The sequence below is a fragment of the Edaphobacter acidisoli genome (genome assembly GCF_014642855.1).
GTDB classification, from domain to species: Bacteria; Acidobacteriota; Terriglobia; order Terriglobales; family Acidobacteriaceae; genus Edaphobacter; species Edaphobacter acidisoli.
The window spans coordinates 3,099,662-3,114,518 of record NZ_BMJB01000001.1 but is presented as its reverse complement, the minus strand read 5'-3'; the positions used below and the strand labels follow the sequence as shown (position 1 = coordinate 3,114,518).

The 14,857-nt window shown below is 59.6% G+C and carries 11 protein-coding genes; 3 read left to right on the top strand and 8 right to left on the bottom strand.

From position 1 onward, the window contains the following. The first annotated feature begins 3 nt into the window (after positions 1-3). Entirely contained in the window at positions 4-1,416 is a 1,413-nt protein-coding gene (hemG, locus tag IEX36_RS12685; RefSeq protein WP_188759633.1) for a protoporphyrinogen oxidase, read from the top strand. 30 nt (positions 1,417-1,446) lie between these two features. Here the strand turns inward: hemG and IEX36_RS12680 are convergent, their stop codons facing one another. Further along, positions 1,447-2,199, bottom strand: a complete 753-nt coding sequence (locus IEX36_RS12680; RefSeq protein ID WP_188759632.1) for a metallophosphoesterase family protein — start codon at positions 2,197-2,199, stop codon at positions 1,447-1,449. A gap of 129 nt (positions 2,200-2,328) precedes the next feature. Next, entirely contained in the window at positions 2,329-3,141 is an 813-nt protein-coding gene (locus IEX36_RS12675) for an ATP-binding cassette domain-containing protein (protein WP_188759631.1), read from the bottom strand. Positions 3,142-3,330: 189 nt separating this feature from the next. On the opposite strand from IEX36_RS12675, the gene IEX36_RS12670 reads away from it, so the two are divergent. Both IEX36_RS12670 and IEX36_RS12665 read left to right on the top strand, forming a co-directional pair. After that, complete coding sequence (locus IEX36_RS12670; protein ID WP_229668942.1) at positions 3,331-4,920, top strand: hypothetical protein; 1,590 nt, start codon at positions 3,331-3,333, stop codon at positions 4,918-4,920. A 194-nt stretch (positions 4,921-5,114) separates the two neighbouring features. Next, complete coding sequence (locus IEX36_RS12665; protein WP_188759629.1) at positions 5,115-6,047, top strand: hypothetical protein; 933 nt, start codon at positions 5,115-5,117, stop codon at positions 6,045-6,047. Positions 6,048-6,084: 37 nt separating this feature from the next. Here IEX36_RS12665 and IEX36_RS12660 read toward each other — a convergent pair whose 3' ends face one another. The 6 genes from IEX36_RS12660 to IEX36_RS12635 all read right to left on the bottom strand — a co-directional run bounded on the left by IEX36_RS12660 (position 6,085) and on the right by IEX36_RS12635 (position 14,822). Then, positions 6,085-7,236: a glycosyltransferase family 2 protein gene (locus tag IEX36_RS12660; RefSeq protein ID WP_229668941.1), complete on the bottom strand. Its 1,152-nt coding sequence runs from the start codon at positions 7,234-7,236 to the stop codon at positions 6,085-6,087. A gap of 19 nt (positions 7,237-7,255) precedes the next feature. Further along, a complete protein-coding gene (locus IEX36_RS12655) occupies positions 7,256-9,169 on the bottom strand; it encodes a glycosyltransferase family protein (RefSeq protein WP_188759628.1) in 1,914 nt (637 codons plus the stop codon). A 191-nt stretch (positions 9,170-9,360) separates the two neighbouring features. Then, positions 9,361-9,792, bottom strand: coding sequence for an NINE protein (locus tag IEX36_RS12650; RefSeq protein WP_229668940.1), 432 nt, complete (start codon positions 9,790-9,792; stop codon positions 9,361-9,363). A gap of 150 nt (positions 9,793-9,942) precedes the next feature. Next, the gene (rpoD, locus tag IEX36_RS17665; RefSeq protein ID WP_188759627.1) at positions 9,943-11,649 is read right to left on the bottom strand and encodes an RNA polymerase sigma factor RpoD; all 1,707 of its coding nucleotides are present in this window, start codon (positions 11,647-11,649) and stop codon (positions 9,943-9,945) included. 489 nt (positions 11,650-12,138) lie between these two features. Beyond that, positions 12,139-13,278: a glycosyltransferase family 4 protein gene (locus tag IEX36_RS12640; RefSeq protein ID WP_188759626.1), complete on the bottom strand. Its 1,140-nt coding sequence runs from the start codon at positions 13,276-13,278 to the stop codon at positions 12,139-12,141. Between the two features lie 35 nt (positions 13,279-13,313). Further along, complete coding sequence (locus IEX36_RS12635; protein WP_188759625.1) at positions 13,314-14,822, bottom strand: lipopolysaccharide biosynthesis protein; 1,509 nt, start codon at positions 14,820-14,822, stop codon at positions 13,314-13,316. Positions 14,823-14,857 lie beyond the last annotated feature (35 nt).

Below are 14,857 nucleotides of genomic sequence, written 5' to 3'. Positions count from 1 at the left end.
GAAATGAAGAGGATTGCGATTGTCGGCGGCGGAATCGCGGGATTGACGGCGGCCTATGAGCTGGCTCGGCTTCGGGAACGCAGCCCTGTACAAGTTGTTTTGTTTGAGTCGTCTGCGCGGCTGGGTGGAATCGTCGAGACGGTTCGGGAGGGTGGGTTCGTAATCGAGTGCGGACCGGATGGATGGGTCACGGAGAAGCCATGGGCTCGGGAACTTGCTGAAGGGCTTGGGCTTGAAGGCGAGATCGTGCCGTCGAACGATAGCCAGCGGAAGACCTATGTTCTGACTGGAGATCGCTTGGTTCCTATCCCTGACGGGATGCGTATGATGGTGCCGAAAATATTACAAAACATTGATTCATCAGAACTTTTTAGCGATCAAGCAAAGCTTGGCTTTCATCGGGAACTGGAGCGGGCCGAGGAACTGAAGGCTGCGGCCCCGGACGAAGACGAGAGTGTAGCCACGTTTGTCCGGCGGCACTTTGGCGAGGAAGTTATTGAAAAGATTGGATCGCCTCTGCTCAGTGGAGTACTCGGCGGGGATGCGGAGAAGCTGAGTGTGCGGGCTGTGATGGCCCCATTTGTGGCGATGGAGCGAGAGCATGGGAGTTTGATCCGCGCTTTGCAAATCAGGGAAAAATCATCGCAAAATGCTATATTTACGTCGCTTATAAGTGGAACTGGAGCACTCGTAGATCGCATGGAAGCATACGTTCCCCCCGACTGGATTCGCCTGAATAGTTCTGTCAGGTCTATCGCGCGGGACGACAAGGGTTGGCGGGTGGAGACGGCCCATAATCCAGAGTGGGGTTTGGAGCGGTTTGATGCGGTGCTTTTGGCGGCTCCGATCGACGTGGCCCGGACGCTGCTTCAACTGACAGATGAGCGAGCGGCGGAGTTGATGGCGATGGATGCCAGCTCGGCTGTAGTGGTGGGGTTTGGATTTCCGGACGCGAGTAAATTTTCCATCCCACCTGGATTCGGTTTTCTGGTGCCTCGGGGATCGGGAAGCCATTTGCTGGCGTGCACCTTTGTGGATCAGAAGTTTCCGCACCGCGTGCCTCCGGGGGGACGGCTGCTGCGGGCGTTCTTTGGTGGCGAGGCGGCGGAGCGGATGATGCGGTGCGGGAATGATGAGATTGCGGCGATTGCGCGGGGTGAGTTGGCGCGGATTCTGGGGCCGCTTCCTGAGCCCCAGGTGAGCGTGGTGCGGCGTTGGCCGCGCAGCTTGCCGCTGTATGCGGTCGGGCATCTGGAGCGGATGGCGGAGCTGGATGGGCGGGTGCGGCAGTTGCCGGGGCTATGGCTGCTGGGCAATGGCTATCGCGGCGTTGGGCTGCCTGACCTGATTCGTGATGCGAGGGCGGCGGCGCGTGCGGTGATGGGAGTCTCCGCATCTGCCCGACAGACCAACTGACAATCAGTAACTAACGACCTGCAACTGCTTTCAGCGGCCTTCGCGGAGGCGCGAGGCGAGGCGTTCGGGTAGACCGGCGAGGAGGATGCGTCCCTGCGCAGCGGTGATGTCGTAGGGAACGCGGTGGTAGATGATCTCGTTCGAGTCGCTGGAGTAGATGGCGAAGGCGGCGCGCCAGTCGCAGTCGCGGGGCTGGCCGACGGAGCCGGGGTTGATGAGGTAGCGCATGCCGGGCGCGATGGCCATCGCGACGGATTCGGCGTTGTCGCGGGTGGGGTATTGCGGCTTGATCTCCTGCCAGTCGTGGCCGCGCTGGGCGAAGCCTCCCTGCAGGTGGGTGTGGCCGAAGAAGGTGATGGGTGTGGGCATCTGCTGGAGTGGCGCCCAGGCGTCGCGCATGGAGAGGATGTACTGGTCTTCGTTGAGCGGCGAGCCGTGCGCACAGGTGATGCCGGGGTGTTCCGGCTGCAAGGGACCCTGCGGGATTGCGCGGAGCCAGGCGAGATTTTCGGGGGTGAGTGCGCGGTTGGTCCAGAGGGCGGCGGCGCGGGCGACGGGGTTGAAGCCGAGCGCGGAGGTGAGGCCGCAACAGACGCGGTCGTGGTTGCCCCGGACGGTAAGCTCGGCCAGCGGACGAACGAGGTCGATGACTTCGTTGGGGCTGGCGCCGTAACCGACTACGTCGCCGAGGTTCCAGAGCGCGTCGAAGGGCTGAGCTGCGGCTAAAACGGCAGTGAGGGCTTCGAGGTTTCCGTGAATGTCAGACAGGATGAGGGCGCGCATGGTGGTTGAGGCTGGCGGGTCTTTTCAGTCTATCTGGAATCAGGAATCGGAGGAAGGATTGGGGTAAGAGTGCTTTCAGCAAATCGCTGATTTATAAAGTTTTGTTCTGGAAAATGCGGCGCGGACCAGTTATTTGAGCGTAGCGAGCGGCTGGGTGCGGTCGGTTTGCATGGTGGGGGCTGAGGCGAGCAGGCGGCGGGTGTAGGGATGCTGCGGGTTGCGGAAGAGCTGGAGGGTCGGGGCCTGCTCGACGATCTGGCCATGATGCATGACCGCGACACGGTCGGCGACCTGGGCGACGACGGCGAGATCGTGCGAGATGAAGAGCATGGAGAGGTTGTGGGTGCGGCGGAGATCGTTGAGGAGACGCAGAATCTGCGCCTGGACGGTGACGTCGAGGGCGGTGGTGGGCTCGTCGGCGATGAGCAGACGTGGGCGGTTGACGAGCGCCTGGGCGATGAGGATGCGCTGGCGCTGGCCTCCGGAGAACTGGTGGGGGTAATCGTTGAGGCGAAGCGCGGGGTCGGGGAGGGCCACCTCGTGCATGGCGGCGATGACCCGGTCTTTGACGGCTTTGCGGGGCAGCTCGGGGTGGTGGGCCTCGATGGCTTCGGCGATCTGGCGGCCGATGGGCATGACAGGGTTGAGCGCGGTCATTGGCTCCTGAAAGATCATGGCGAGACTGCGACCGCGATGGCGGCGCATGGTTTCTTCCGGAAGCGCGAGGAGTTCTTCGCCTGCAAATTGAATGCTGCCGGTGACGTGCGCGATGGAGGGCAGGAGGCGCAGCAGGGCCAGCGATGTGGCGGACTTGCCGCTGCCGGATTCGCCGACCAGACCGAGGGTTTCTCCGGGTGCAATGTGGAAGGAGATGCCCTGGACGGCTGGGTGTGTGCCAAAGGCGATGCTCAGATTGCTGACTTCAAGGAGGGGCGCATCCATCGGGCTGATGCGATTGTAGCCCCCGCGCGATCCGGCAAGAAGACGACCACGGATTGACGCGGATGCGCACGGATAAGCAACAGCAAAAACAAAAGAATCTGAATATTCAATGCAAATTATCCGCGCACATCCGCGGTCGTTCTTTTCGCCGGTGCGTGGGACGTTGGAGGGGGGATATCGTCTAATCTGGTGACGGCGATGAGAGAGCGGATTGCAGGCGCGATTGTCGGAGTGCTGCTGGCCTCGGGGCCTGCCGTGGCGCAGATGCACAAGGTCGAAAAGCCCCAGCAGGTGGTGCGCGCGGTGGGCGTCTATGAGTGGACCGGCGACATGGCCAAGCCGACGGCGAGCCGGCTGGTTCCGATTGCGCTGTTCATCGATGGGGAGTTTCAGGATGCGGGCGTGTATATGGCGCAGCCGGTTCCGTTTGCGCTGGATACGGGGAACATCTATGAGCTGAAAGATGCGGGCGCAGACAAGGGGACGGTGACGCTGGAGTATGCGCGGCACCTGCAGACGGCTAATGGCGACTACGAAGACGGCTGGATGGGCTATGGCAGCTTCAAGGCTCCGGCGCCGCCGAAGGCGCTGTTTGCGAAGCGGCTGGGTCCGGCGCGGACCGCTGGGATTATGTCGAGTGTGAAGGATACGGCAGACCCTAGCATTCCGGTCCTGATACGGCGGGCTGGCTCGGAGAGCACGGACCCGGCGCCTGCGGCGAGCGCTTCGGCGAACACGGCTTCTGCTGCGAGCACGGCGGCGGCGGCTCCGGTGCCTGCTGGTGAGAACAATCCGGCGGATGATCCTGACAGGCCGGTTCTGAAGCGGCCAGCGAATGAGGGCGGGGGTAATAGCGGCTCGGGATCTTCGGGTTCTTCGACGACGACTTCTTCTACTTCTTCGAGCGGTTCTACTTCGACCAGCCCGACAACTGCCTCGGCCTCGCCTGCTTCTCCGCCGGAGACTTCGACGGCGGGGAGCTCGCCGGAGAGCGATCCGAACCGGCCTACGCTGAAGCGGCGAACGCCGGAGGAGGCGAGGCGGGCCGCGATGGAGGCGCAGTCGGACGCGCCTGGAATGGATGCTTCGCTGAATAGCGATCCGAACCGTCCGCGCCTGCGTCCGGGCAAGCCTGCGGGGACGACGACTGGGCAGGACCTGCCGAAGCTGGTGGGAATGCCGAAGGAGATGCACCAGATGGTGGCTGTCTCCGATGCGGTGAACCGCGATACGCATGTGTTCACGCGGAAGTGGGAGGATGCAGCAGAGCGGACGGCGATTCTGACGAAGATTGAGACGATTGCGCATGCGAAGCTGACGGCATATGAGAAGGCGAATGAACCGGCTGCCATAAAAGACACGACGAAGAAGCTGCCTGCATCGAGCAGGACGCGGCGGAGGGTTGCGAACGCTGTAGCCGCGCCACCTGAGGCTTTGATGGACGAGGAGCTGAACGGCTACGAGCTGAGCTATGGCGCTGACCCGACCTATGTCTACACGGCACGCACGGATGGAACGGGCGCGTCGCTGCATTATGTAACCGTGGTGGCCCAGACGGATGAGATGGGTGAGCTGAAGCCGGTGATGACGAACGTGACGGATGCGATGCATCTGGATCGCACTCCGGAGATGCAGTTCGTCGATGTGGTGGATGCGGATGCGAGCAATCGCGCGAGCTTGCTGTTTGAACTGAAGGAGCAGAATTCGCGGCAGTTTGCGCTGTATCGCGTGATTGCGGGGCAGTCGCAGCAGGTGTTCCTGTCGGGGACGACGCAGTAGGCGGGGGAACTCAACACCGATAAAAGCTGACCACGGATTTCACGGAGGGATACGGATTTGAGTTCTTTCGGCTTGAGAAGCCGTGTTCCTCCGCGAGATCCGTGGTCGATCGACCAGATTGTATTGGGCCTTTCCTGGGCGAAATGGTCGTAAAATAGAAGAAAGCGAAAATTTTAAGAGGACAACAGGTATAGATGACGATGGGAGCCCAGACAGCATTGGCTGCACAGGTGGAAGCGGCGGCAAAGTCCGCTGGATTGCAGGTGATTTCGAGCGAGGCAGGCACAGACTTCTCTGGCAACCCGACGACGCGCTTCACGCTGGGATTGGCCAGCAATCCGGCCAAGACCGAGACGCTGGAGCTGAGCGAGAAGTTTGATCTCGACCGCGCCGACCTGAAGGCTGAGGTGGCACAGTATCTGGCTGAATCGACGAAGCGGCTCCAGAACCCGCGCCCAGACTGCTTCTTTACGCTGCACGGACTTCCACTGCGGTTCAGCAACTTCGCGTGGCCGTTCCACACGTCCACATCGGGAGCGGACACATACCTGGTGCATGGCGAAGTGTGGCTGGAAGACGGCCAGCCTGCGGTGCTGCATGCGAAGGTGTCGGCTTCGATGACGCTGACTTTCGCCGAGATCATCAAGGCACCGGAGCAGCCGTTTGCCGAGAGCTTTATCTACAACGCCGTGCGCAAGACGATGGACCAGGGGCAGCTTGAGCTTGTGAAGAGCGGCAATCGCCAGCCCGTGCCGGTGACGACGCGCTACTTCAGCTCGTGGAAGAAGCAGTTCAACTTCAACGACACGAATGAACAGCAGCGCCGCGACTATGTTGCAGGCCGGGTCTTCTGGCTTTCAGGCGTGCTGGGTGAAGGACAGCAGGTGTGGCTGCTGGACCCTCGCGAGGCTCAGTACGTGAACACGACCGTTGCCGAGCTGAAGAAAGCTGCAGATTCGCTGGCGAAGGAAGGCCTGATTCAACTGTCTGCGGACGGGGAGTACGCTACACCAACCGCTGCACTGATGGGTCGCCAGGCGCAGTATGAAGCTGAAGTGGCCGCGCAGCTTGCATTCATTAAGCCGGCGTTCAACGAAGAGATGCGTGCGGGCCATACGAATATGTAACCGTGCGCGAGCATATGCGGCCCGGCGCAAAGCCGGGTCAGCGTCGATTCATCCCGAGAAGACTGAGAAAGAAGCTACCAAAGATGGCTTCAATGCCAAGCATCAGGCAGGTGGCTGAAGGCAGCGTGAGGCGCAACATCCGTTGCGCCGAGAGATTGCCGAAGTCCGCTGCGTGCCAGATCGAGATGGCGTAGCCGAGTGTTGCCAACCCCACAAGCAGCAGGGCGCAGCCGAAGAGCAATCCAACCTCGAGGTTGATGTATTGGAAGACGCGCTCGAATTGAGGATTGGGGCGGAGGAAACCCTCCTTTGTGCCGAAGACCTTTGCGCTGACGGCAAAGACCGAGATGTGCGCTCCGATCAGGACCAACCCAAGCGCGTAGGTGAGCGTATCGACATCGAACGTCCAATGCCCAACGGTCCTTGGCCCCGCGATGAGCCAGAGCGAGATCAACAGACCCACAAAGAATGTAATCACGCCGGGATAGAAGAAGAGCCAGCGTGGACTGAAAAGAAGGAGAAAGCGCAGATGACGCCATCCGTCGCGCCAGGTGCGCAGATGGGGCGGGCGTGAGCGGCCATCTGGTGAGAGGGTGGTCGGCACCTCTGCAATGCGGAGTCCGGAGAGACTGGAACGAACGACCATTTCACTGGCGAACTCCATCCCCGTCGTCTTGAGATTGAGGCTACGAATGGCATCACGACGCATGGCTCGGATACCACAGTGAAAATCGCGGACAGGTACACCGAAGAAGAGGCGTCCGATGAAGCTGAGTACCGGATTGCCCAGATAGCGATGCAATGGAGGCATAGCCCCTGGTTTAATCTCGCCGCTGAAACGGTTCCCCATCACGAGATCGTTTCCTTCTTCGAGTTTGGCCAGAAAGCGTGGCAGGTGGCCGAAGTCGTAGCTTGCATCAGCGTCGGCCATCAGGACATACTTGCCACGTGCATCCTCAATGCCCGCTATAAGTGCTGCTCCGTAGCCGCGAATGGCAACGGGAACAACACGCGCTCCCTCCGCAACAGCAATCTGCTGAGAGCCATCGGTGCTTCCGTTGTCGGCCACAAGCACTTCGCCAGAGACGTTGTTATCACGCAGAGCGGCGACAGCTTGTCGAACGCAGAAGGCAAGGGTTTCAGCCTCGTTCAGACAAGGCATGAGAATCGTAACGGTAAGCTCGCTCATTGGCTGAATCGTACCAGAGTTATTTTGTAGCATCATCGATCCCGCTTCGCTCGGGCGGTAGCTGGCTTGGAGAAGCATCTGGCGGCAGGTTCAACGGAAGCGCATAGAAGTGCGACTCGCCCAACTCGCGCCAGCCTGCGGTCAGAGGCGTTGCGCCAGTCATCAGCCCTGGGCTGAAGTAGCCGACCAGTACCTTCGCCCCCTGCGCGCGCACGGTGTCGATCGCAAGTTCGCGGTTCGGCATCGCGGCCCAGTACGGATAGAGCGGAGCTTCGGGCAGATAAATCTCGGTCAGGATGCGAACGCCGGTGAGCCTTGCCCAGTAGTGATCGTACAGGCAGGCCCGGGTCCCGATGCAGGCGATGGCATCGCCTGGACCAACGCCCATCGCATTCAACGCATGCGCGGCCTCGAAGGTGTCCGGGTCGTACCAACCGCCCGGCGAGCCTGCGACGTTCAGGTCCCGGCGCAACTCTGCAATCACTCGGGTCGATTCGCCGACTGCCAGCAGCGCCAGCAGGAATACGAGTGAAGTGGCAACCAGAACCGTGCCCGTCTCTCTGCGCGACGAAGCGCGAAGCGAGGCGAAGAGCGCAAGCATAATGGCGAGAAAGGCTACGGTCACGTAGCGCTCCTCGACGTTCACCAGACCATAGATGAAGAAGACAAGGATGCCGAGAAAAACAGGCGTCATCCAGAAGGCGTTGCACCCGGGTCTCCATCCGAGTTCGAAGCGCGCGCCTGCCAGCAGGAGAACAATGAGCAGAAGCCACGACTCTGGATGATTGACCAGATAGCGGGCGACGAGGACGAGGTCCCTGGAACTGGCGCGGATTTCGCCGCGTGGGCTGAAGTGCGTCTTGACCTGTTCATTCCAGAAACTGGTGTCGAACCAGTCAGGATAGGTGCCATACGGAAGCAGTTTGTAGCTTAGAACTTCGGGCGATTGCAGAAGCTCCTTTTCCGGATGCTTGAGATGGACTTCAGCGGAGCCATCGAATGCAGTCTCGTCGCGCTGAAGGTGCATCTTCTTGGTTCCGCCCACATACCAGGCATAGTTGAGTGTGCCGGAGTCGCCGAAATCGAGGCGTCCTCTGCTATGGGAAAGGGCCGCGATGTATGGGCCTGCGACCACTGCAAAACATGCGAAGGCCAGGGCTGCCGCCGTCACAGTGCGGGCCGGTCGATGCTTAAGCCATATCAGACAGAATGCAATCAACGTGAGGGCGCAGAGGATCGTGAAGGCGAAGGCAAACGACTTTGCCAGATACGCGAAGCCGAGCGCGACTCCCATCAGCGCAGCGTATCGAAGATGGGCCGTTGCAAAATAACGAAGCAATGCAGCCATGCCAAACAGAAGACATGCCTGGAGAAGCGCATCCGGACGTACCTTGCCCAGGCTCAACTCGCGCTGTGAGGCGATGACGAGCATAGCGATGCCAAGATATCGAAGCGCGTAGCGGTCCAGGAGAGGTTGCGCCCTCTGTTGTACCGTGTCGGCCATCTCACGAATGTCGCGCAGGTGAACAAGAGAATCCGTGAAGGCTACGATCGCGAGCATCTCCAGAAGGAAGATGCCGAAGTTCACCATGTAGTAGGCATGAAGCTCGGTATAACGTGTTGCGTGAAAGAGTGTGTGGCCAAGCGCAAGACATGCCGGATACAGCGGATTCCAGTATCCGTTGATGACGCCTGCCCAATGGTGGGCACGGATCAGGTCGCCTATATCCATATACGCAACGGCGTCGCCGTCGATCTGGTACTTATCCCAGAATGCGTAGCCGAGTGTAGCGAGGGCGGCGAGAAGACAGTAGATTGGCCAGAAGCGTCGTAATCCGCGCTGAAGAGGGCTCTCCTGGCTGCTTGAAGCGGTGATGGGCTGTTCGCCTTGGATTTGCACGAGTAGTCGTCTCTCCGGGGATGGCTTCTTCATCATTCCAGAAAGAAGCAGATTCGGCCAAGTTCTTCGGAGAACGGCGTACAGATGTTGTAACGGGAGACAGCAGACACAACATCTCTCCCACTCGGGATGCGGTGGGATGTTTTTGCATGCGCCCTGGACATGCGCAGCCAAGGCCTCACACGCTCGTCTGCAACGACGGCATCTTCAGTGCTGAATTCGGCTTAGAGCGAAGTCTGCGGATGAATCGGAGCTGGGGTAGTGCCGGGTGCTCCACAGTGTGGGCAGAAGATTGCGGTGAGGCTTTTGGATACTCCACAGGCGGCACAGTAGTTGGTTGACAGCGATGTGCCGAGAATGTGGTTGGCAATGCGGGCAGCCTGCTCGGCGTTGTAATCGCGGACGCGGCCCGGCATGAAGAAACACTCGACGAAGCTGATAAGTGCAGTGATGCCGGTCCAGAAAAATGCAAAATACAAAATGCCGAGGGCTGTGCGGCGCAGATAGAAGTGATGGGCACCGAAGGCGCCAAGGAAGAGCGCGAAGATGACGCCGATCGCTTCATCTCTCCGGGCGCGGCTGTACTCGGCATAGAACCAATCGCGCTGCTCCGGGGTCATGTTGTTGGTGTAGGGCGCAGTTTCAAACGGCATCATCAGGCATCTCCTGGCTGAAAACCAATACGCGGGCTTGCCGTCGATGGTTCCAAAGAGACGCTAACCATGGCGGCAGCGGAAGACTACAGCAAAGAGGCCCTCGCTACAATGAGGGCCTCTTCTGGGTTGAATCTGTTATCGGGAGTTCGCTTATATTTCCTTGACGCCATCGACGAAGGCCTTCAACTTGCGGCTGCGCGATGGGTGGCGCAGTTTACGCAGAGCCTTGGCCTCTATCTGGCGGATGCGCTCGCGGGTGACCTGGAACGACTGGCCGACCTCTTCGAGTGTGTGCTCGGAGCCGTCTTCCAGGCCGAAGCGCATCTTGATGACGCGCTCTTCGCGCGGCGTGAGCGTGCGCAGAACCTGCGAGGTGTACTCCTTGAGGTTGACGCTGATGACGGCATCGCTCGGCGAGACAGCCATGCGGTCTTCGATGAAGTCGCCAAGGTGCGAGTCTTCCTCTTCTCCGATGGGCGTCTCGAGCGAGATGGGCTCCTGCGCGATCTTGAGGACCTTGCGGACCTTCGCGACGGGGATGTCCATGCGGCGGGCGATCTCTTCGCTGGAGGCTTCGCGGCCAAGCTCCTGCACAAGCTGGCGGCTGGTGCGGATGAGCTTGTTGATCGTCTCGATCATGTGCACCGGGATGCGGATGGTGCGTGCCTGGTCGGCGATGGCGCGGGTGATGGCCTGGCGAATCCACCAGGTTGCGTAGGTGGAGAATTTGTAACCGCGGCGGTACTCAAATTTGTCGACCGCCTTCATGAGGCCGATGTTGCCCTCCTGAATGAGGTCGAGGAACTGGAGGCCGCGATTGGTGTACTTCTTGGCGATGGAGACGACGAGGCGGAGGTTGGCCTCGATGAGCTCGCGCTTGGCGCGCTCGGCGTCCATGTCGCCCTGAATCATCTCGCGCTGGGTGCGCTTGAGGTCGTTGATGGAGATGCCGGCTTCCTGCTCAAGACGCTCGAGGTCGGTGCGGCAGTTCTTCTGCTGGCGCTTGTACTCTTTGCGCAGCTCCTCGGACTTCGAGGCTTCGTGCTTGGCGTCGAGTGTCTTGATCTGGCGCTCGAGCGTGCGCATCGAGTCGACGGTCTTATTGACCTTGTCGAGCAGACGCTTTTTCTCGCCGTTGGTGTACTTGAGCTCGCGAACGATGCGGTTGATGTAGACGTTCTCGCGGCCAATCAGCCAACGGTTTTTGCGCTGGTCCTTTGCTTTGGCCTTGGCGTCCTTTCCATGCGGCGCGGCAACTTTTTCTTCGAGCTGTGCGATCTTCTTCTGGTGCTTCAGGATGTGGTCGATGCGGCCGACGGTGTGCTTGACGCGGGCCTGGAGGATCTCTTCAGTGAGTTCTTCTTCGTCGAAGGTGACAACTTCCTTGATGTTGCGCACGCCACGGCGCAGGTCTTCACCAAGAGCGACGATCTCGCGGATGACGATCGGCGAGCGGGAGATGGCCTTCATGACGCGAAGCTGGCCGCGCTCGATGCGCTTGGCGATCTCGACTTCGCCCTCGCGGGTGAGCAGCGGGACGGTGCCCATCTCGCGGAGATACATGCGGACGGGATCGTTGGTCTTCTCCAACATGCCCGGCGTGAGATCGAGCTCAACGTCTTCGGACTCTTCGCCGGCCTCGGGCTCGTATTTGTCGCGCTCGGCGAACTTGTCGCCAGAGAGCACGTCGATGCCCTGGGTGTTGATGGTGGTCAGCAAATCATCGAGGTCGTCGGGCGTGGTGATATCACCGGGCAGCAGGTCGTTGACCTCGCCATAGGTCAGATAGCCCTTCTCTTTCCCTGTGTCGATGATTTTGTCTATGTCTTCTTCGTACTTGTCCAGTTCTTCAGCCACGGCTGTGCGCTCTCCTCAAATGGGAACTTCGATCACTTCGGGGCAATCCACTGGCCACGCAGCGGCGTTCAGGCGGAATTTCCCCTGGGGTGGTTCGGTATTGGGCAGGGAGTCAGGTGCGGTTGAGACCGCGATGGCAAGCCCGGACGACACATAGGTCGGGGCATTCGAAGGCACACGTCCCCAGCAGACCACAGGATACCACAATCATTTGACGCTTCTGAAACAAAAAGGACGCACTCCGGTCCGGCTGAGGGTGCCGTGTGACGCGACTTCCAGAGCGCCGTTTTCCGGCCTGGCCGGGTGCGCGATTGTTGTTCAGATTCAGTCATTTACAGAATACAGCGTGTCTTCTGAAACACTCTGCCAGCTCCGCCTCGCTGAGCGACCCGTCGGCCAGATGTAGGAAGGTAAGGTACTTCTCCTCTGGCGCCGAGAAACTGAGGAAATGTAGACAGGCATTTCCGACTGTAAGTGAGCTTGCAAGCTCTACGCTTCTTTCGAGCTTTTCGTCCGGGCTGTGGACTGAAACAGTGAGATTGTTTCCTCGCCTATCTCCTGAAAGCGTTTGGCGATGACCCCGGGGAGATACTCGTTTTTGCACCGCCTTACAGCCGACAAGGCAAGCGGCAGCAGTGTTTCAGGATGCAGCAGATAGGGCAGCAGCGCCTCGCGGATGCGAGCCGGGTCGGGGCCTGTCGGCAGACCGGCCTGGCCATCGGCAAGAATCTCCTTCTGGTTGGGACCGCAGGCCGCTACTGGAATACAGCCGGCCGCCATGGCCTCCAGATAGATCCAGCCGTACATCTCCACATGGCTGGGCACCAGCAGGAAATGGCTCTGCCGAAGCAGACGCTGCACCTCGTCCCGGGGCGTTTCGCCGAGCAGCTCGATGTCTGGATGCGCGGGTACGTCTACGGCACCATCGGCAAAGCTGGTGATAATCTTCAGGCGCAGGCGCGAAGGGAATCGTTGAGAGAGTTCCTGAAACGCCCGAAGCACCTCCGGCAAGGCCTTCCTGCGCGCCTCCCGGCCAACAAACAGGCATTGAATCCTGTCGATCGAGGTAAATTTTGCCGCAACCGCTTCTTCCGGGACAGCTTCGAGATGAGGGAGGAAGAAAGGCAGACAGCGCATCTTGCCTGCCTGCTCCGGGAACAAGGTCATCAAATTATGCAGATTCGAATGCGAATGGGACACGACGAGCGTGGCACGCGCGGCGCACCGCTGCTTGACGCGTATATCTCTTGCGATAAAGGCCTCGGACTCGCCCAGTTCGCGCAGGACCTCCGGGTAGGTTGGCCCGCAGTTGAAGGCCACCGGAACATCGTCAATGTTGGAAGGGCTATGACCGTAGATGAAGTCCGGCTTTGCGCGAAGGACATCGCGGCGCGAGAAGATCGAGTCCTGCTTGCTCATCAGAGCATTGGGCAGGGGGAGATGCAGGCGCCCTTTGGTGATTTCGGCTGCCTTGCGTAAATTTTCCTTGAGCGTGCATAAGGTGGACTGCTGCAGGTATACGTCCAGGCCAGAATTGAACTCTGAGACGCGAGGCAGCAGGTGGTTGTAGAGCCAATCTGTATTGCGCGGGCGGATGTAAAACTGCGGAGTGTAGACATACATTCGCATCGTTTGCAATTCCTTGCGCGAACCCTCAGTGAAACTCAGGCGAATTTGCTGGAAAAAATACCCTGTACCCGCTTGAAGACCTCATGGACGTGGAAGAGAAACCACGCGGATGTTGCGACAACGAGGCCTCCCGCAACAGATACCCCAACCTGCAACATCATTGGCCGGTTTGAGATATGCTCCAGGAGAACATAGGAGACCAGCAGGGCTGCAACGCAGGTCGAGATCAGGCGGCGCAGATAGGTGAACTTCAACCTCTCATAGTGCGCGAACAGGTGAACGTTCAAGCGAATGATGCTGGCCATTTGAAAGACCTCGGTTGCCAGCCACGTCCAGAGAAAACCCACGACTCCGAACCAGCGCACCGTGATGAGCGAGACTCCGATCATCGCCAGATAGCTGAAGAACATCAGCCGGGCGAGCTCGATATGCGTATTGGTGGAGAACTGAAACTGAAACTTGTGCTCCTTGAGGCTGATGACCATGGCGATGGCCGCGGTGAGCACGTATGGATAAACGGAGAACAGCTCTGCTTTCTTGTGCATCCAGACGGTGATCAGCACGGGCGAGAGCAGAAGCGCGCCGGTGTTCACGACTGGAATCAGAAAGAAGACGAAGCGCTCGGAGTAGTCGTACAGGCGAGAGATTCCGCGCCAGTCGCCACGTCCGAAGAGGATGGTGATCTCCGAGCCCATCGACGTCGTAAACGTGGCCAGTACCTGACGGCACATGGAGAAGACCGTTCGCATAATCAGAAAGCCTGCGACGGCCACGGCGCCGACGAAGCGCTGCATCACGATGAGCGGAGCCTGAAACGTGAGGAATGTGCAGATGGAGATGAGTCCGAAGTATCCGCTGGGCTTCAGTATCTCCTTCACCGCGGAGCCGTCCCAATAGTTCAGTGTCGGGAATATCTCCGGAGAGGTGCGTCGGATGTCGATCAGCACACCCACCATCGCTGCGAGCACGGAGAAGAGTTGCAGAGCGGCGAGCACAGGAAAAGGCAGATGCAGAACAACGCCGATGAGCAGGCCGACGATGGAGAGCAGGTTCTGGATGTTGTTCCAGTGCGATCCGCGGTGGGCGAGCCGGACGCCCATGAAGATTCCACCAAAGTACCCGAAGAGAATATTGAGCAGAACCTGTAGACAGAGCAGGTATGCCGTCCATTGTGCAGAGCGGCGGCCAATATCGAGCCGCAGCCAGCGGTCCAGCGGGACAATGAAAAGAACGAGACAGAGAACAGCGGTTACAAGAATCACGCCGCACAACAGGCGCAGCGCGGTGGACTGGCGAATGTGATATCCCTCGATCTCGCCGCGGCTGAATCGCACAGCGAGGTCCTGATTCATGAACGTCTGCACGCCAAAGTTGAGCAGGCTGAGCGCGCCAACCGCCCCCGAAAGGACTCCCCACTCGCCAAACTGCGCGATGGAATAGCGTGCGATGAAGACAGGCGGAAGGACCACCTGCTGCAAAATGGAGATCATACGGCTGGTGAGCATGGCGACCAGATTCTTTAGAATGCGTTGAAAAACAGCCATGTTTTAGTAAATCTCCAGCTTGCAACTTTCCTAAA